This is a genomic window from Occallatibacter sp. (assembly GCF_049802275.1).
Taxonomy (GTDB): domain Bacteria; phylum Acidobacteriota; class Terriglobia; order Terriglobales; family Acidobacteriaceae; genus Telmatobacter.
The window spans coordinates 1-4,051 of sequence record NZ_JBARMD010000275.1; the positions used below are offsets into that span (position 1 = coordinate 1).

Annotated in this window: 3 protein-coding genes and 1 pseudogene; 1 reads left to right on the forward strand and 3 read right to left on the reverse strand. The window is 57.1% G+C overall.

The window, feature by feature from the left end; all coding sequences use genetic code 11:
- Nucleotides 1-69: 69 nt before the first annotated feature.
- Nucleotides 70-585, reverse strand: a complete 516-nt coding sequence (locus WA354_RS09495; protein ID WP_472812768.1) for a sigma factor-like helix-turn-helix DNA-binding protein — start codon at nucleotides 583-585, stop codon at nucleotides 70-72.
- Nucleotides 586-1,305: 720 nt separating this feature from the next.
- Between WA354_RS09495 and WA354_RS09500 the strand changes: the two genes are divergently transcribed.
- The gene (locus WA354_RS09500; RefSeq protein ID WP_472812769.1) at nucleotides 1,306-1,995 is read left to right on the forward strand and encodes a hypothetical protein; all 690 of its coding nucleotides are present in this window, start codon (nucleotides 1,306-1,308) and stop codon (nucleotides 1,993-1,995) included.
- Nucleotides 1,996-2,040: 45 nt separating this feature from the next.
- Here WA354_RS09500 and dnaB read toward each other — a convergent pair whose 3' ends face one another.
- Nucleotides 2,041-3,432, reverse strand: a complete 1,392-nt coding sequence (dnaB, locus tag WA354_RS09505; protein ID WP_472812770.1) for a replicative DNA helicase — start codon at nucleotides 3,430-3,432, stop codon at nucleotides 2,041-2,043.
- 265 nt (nucleotides 3,433-3,697) lie between these two features.
- A pseudogene (locus WA354_RS09510) lies at nucleotides 3,698-4,051 on the reverse strand (aminomethyl-transferring glycine dehydrogenase subunit GcvPB); the annotation flags it as partial.

The window sequence follows — 4,051 nt, forward strand, 5'->3', positions numbered from 1 at the left end:
AGGTTGCATAGACGCCGGAAGGGGAGTGCCCGAAAGCGCTCCCCTCGTCGGTTTTTGACGCCCCGGCAATTATGAAGGCGGAAGGATCAATAGCTCCGATTGCAGCAGCAGTTCTGTGAGGCTGTCGAGCGCCTTTTTGTATTTGTAGGATATGGCCCGTACGCTTACACCGAGAAGGCCAGCCGTTTCTGCATGCGTGTATTCCTGCAGGACGACACGGCTGAGAATCGCTTGATCGACAGGTGTCAACTTCTTGAGACAACGCTCGATATCGAGCACGAAGATGACGGCGTCTTCAAAGGTCTTGACCTTGCGGCTTGAGACCCACCCGCGCCCAACCGGCTCGCCGAGAATGGCCGGTGCGCGGCCCACGAGCATGGATGCATACAAATAGCGCCGCAGCATCTTCTCGGTATGTTTGCGATAGAAGGCTACGCTGACGCAGCCCGTCGAGTCGGCGGGCTCGTTTTGCGGCTGCAATTCTGCTTCGTAATGCGCGAGCGGCACGATGCCGCGAACGGGCCGCCATTGCTGGTGAATGGTTCCCGTTGCGCAGAGGTAGGGCAGTTGGAGGGCTGCGCTCATTCGGCGCCTCCGGCTTCTGCAGCCACGGCCCAGATGTTCAAGAATCGTTTTGTAATCGGACGCCCGCGGCGCTTTCGCGTCTCCGGGTTTGGAAACTTCTCTAATTCCGTTTCACATCGATTGCAATATACATTCCCCTGAGTCAGAGTGCGGTACCAGAGACATCCGCAGCCCTCGCAAACTTTCAATTGGACGCACACTTCCATGATCGATTCCCCAAATGGTCGCTTTCTCCCGCTGATTCAGTTTTCTGATTTCTGTTTGGCGAGGTGAAAGGAGCCAGGCGGCCGCATGCAAGGTTCTGCTGCCTTGTTGTGCGGTTGTCGTCTGTGCTCGAGCTGTGTTTGTCATCATGTGAGCGCGCAGAATCTGGAATCTGCTCGACTGGCTGGCCTGGGTGTATTCGCGAGATCAGGCCTCCCCATGTTGGGCCGATCAATCCGCTTTTAATGAAGGTGGCTACCACCCTCGTTCGATTGCGCGAATGAAGCGCATCCTCGAGAATTCCCCACAACCTGTGCGAGCTGAAGTAAACCCAATCTAGAGTGCTGTATCCTCTGCGTCAACGCTGGCAGGCACAATTCTTCAATCGTTCTGTTCCATGTGCACGACAACCCAGAGAATAAAGCCCAAAAGACGCAAATTGGTTTGCTGAAAGAAAACGGCGGCCGATCGCCTTCGTGGCTGGTAGCGGACTTTCCACTGATGAATTTTACCCAGATGCAAGAACGTCTTCGGGTGGAGTTGCTGCGCAGGATACAGCGCGGGACTCTAAGCGTCTCACTGCTGTCGAGACAAACCGGCTTCGGCAAGTCGCATTTGTCCGGCTTTCTCCACGCCCGAAAGCGCCTGTCCGTGGAAGGCATTGACCGCATGCTGGCTGCCCAGCACATGGCGGCGGAGGATCTGGTGCGCCTCGGCGCGCATGCGGAGCCTGCCCAACCGCGTGATGAAGCCGCTATTGTTCCGGTAGTCTCGCACAGCGCAGCGTTGTTTGAGCCTTACATTCGGCAGAGCGCTGTGCAGATGACGCTGCAACTGCCGCCCGGGACCGTGCATTTGCTGAGGGCCCGGCCCATGCCCTCGCGCCGCTCGTGGCAGCGCTTTGTGGCCATCCGCATTGCGCATGCCGATGCGCTGCCGATGGATCCACTGCTGTTTCCCGACGCTCTTGCGGTGATTGACCGGCACTACAATTCGCTGGCTCCGTATCGCGCTGGCCGGCAGAATCTCTATGCCATCCGCAACGGTGCGCACTTGACGCTGCGATATGCCGACTACGTGGCGGCACGCCTGGTGTTGCGGCCGCTGAACATGGGCTTTCCGGTCGATCTGATCGAGATCGGCCCCGAAGCTTCGTCGGGCGAATTCATCACAGGACGCGTGGTTTTGACGATCAATGAACTGTGACAAAGCGCGTAGAAACTCAAACGCCGTCGTCGAACGCTGCGGCAATCAAACGTCGTCGTGTGAAATATCGGCATTATCGAAGCGCGTAAACTTCGAGACAAAGTTCAGGTGCACGACTCCTGTAGGTCCATTGCGCTGCTTGGCAATAATGATTTCGGACTTAGCTTTGTCGGACTCCGATTGCTCTTCATCGCGGTTGTAATAGGCCTCGCGATGAATGAAGGCGACGACATCGGCGTCCTGCTCGATTGAACCCGACTCGCGGAGATCGCTAAGCATGGGGCGTTTGTCGTCACCGCGCCGTTCGCTTGCGCGCGAAAGCTGCGACAGTGCGACGACCGGAACTTCCAGTTCCTTGGCCAATGCCTTCAGACCGCGCGAAATCGCGGATACTTCCTGGGTGCGGTTCTCATAGCGCTTGCCCCCGGACGAGGGCAGCGTGGCCGACATGAGTTGCAGATAATCTACGACGATCAGATCAAGGTTACCGGTGGTCTGTTTCAGACGCCGCGCTTTGGCGCGCATCTCGGCCAGCGAGATGCCGGCGCTGTCATCGATAAACAAGTGCGACTCGATGAGTTGCTCCAAGGCTTTCTCGAGCTTGATCTGATCCTCTTTCCTGATAAATCCAGCTTGCATACTGCGTTGGTCCACCCAAGCCTGAGAGGCTAACATGCGCCGCAGCAGCGACGCCTTGCTCATTTCAAGGCTAAACACCGCAACGGTGGCCCTGCTATAGATCGCTGCATTTTCTGCAATATTGATGGCAAATGCTGTCTTTCCCATTGAGGGGCGTGCAGCAATGATAATGAGCTCGTTCTTCTGCAGGCCCTTTGTCATCTCATCTAAGACTTTGAATCCGGTTGCTAGCCCTGTGACGTCACGACTTTCTTTGTAGAGGTTGTCGATAGAGCCAAATGAATCGGCGACAATCTTGTCCAGCGGCTCGAGCCCGCGCACAATTCCCTTCTCGCTGACCTCGAGCAATTGCGACTCGGCTGCGTCCAGAACTTCAAGGGCTGTCTCGCTCTGGTCGGCGGCACGGGCAATGGCTGCCGAGCAGATGAGCATGAGCTTGCGCAGCAGGCTCTTGTCCTTGACGATGCGGATGTAGTCTTCGATAACTGGCCGGATCGGCAAACCCTCGGTCAGGGACGCGAGGTAAGCCACTCCGCCAACGGATTCAATCTCTTTGGCGCGCGCCAGCTCGTTCGCCAGCGTAACGATGTCGACCGCCCGCTGCTCGTTCATCAACTCGGACATGCGGATGAAGATGCGCTTGTGCGAGTCGAGCGAGAAGTCGTCGGGCTCAAGCCGCTCGGCGGCCTCGGAGTGGGCGGAGTTGTCGAGGAGGATGGCGCCGAGGATGGTCTTTTCGGCGTCGATATTCGCGGGCAGGCCGGCGTCGAGCGAAGTGATGTCAGGCAGGGTGGCCATACCTAGAGTGTAGGGCGAAGCCGGCGGAGATTTTCAGGGAAGAGTCTTGTGAATAACCCCGGCAATTTAGGAAAAGAGGGAATCAAAGCACTGGGCAGGTCGAACAATGCGGATCGCAAAATCCAAGCACGAACAGAATCCGGACATTTCACTTGCTACTAAAAGCGGACATTTCTACTTGCTAACGACACCTGCAGGTGATCGAGGATTTGGCATTCTCCGCTATTACGCGGGAGATATCGACTTAGCTCATCTGAGATTGCCGCTAAGTTGTCGTCGGTCTCCAGCGCAGGATCGGCTTACGTGCCGCCTGCACCTCATCCAGCCGGGAAACGCGCGTCGAGTGCGGAGCGGTTTTGACGACTTCCGGGTTCTCGTCTACCTCTTTGGCGATGGAGCGCATCGCGTCGATGAAAAGATCGAGTTCTTCCAGCGATTCGCTTTCGGTTGGCTCGATCATCAGCGCTCCGTGCACGATGAGCGGGAAGCTGACCGTGTAGGGGTGGAAGCCGTAGTCGATGAGGCGCTTGGCGATGTCGCCGGTCTTCACTCCCTTGGCAGCCTGCCGCTTGTCGCTGAAAACGACTTCGTGCATCGACGGAGTCTTGTAGGGCAGTTC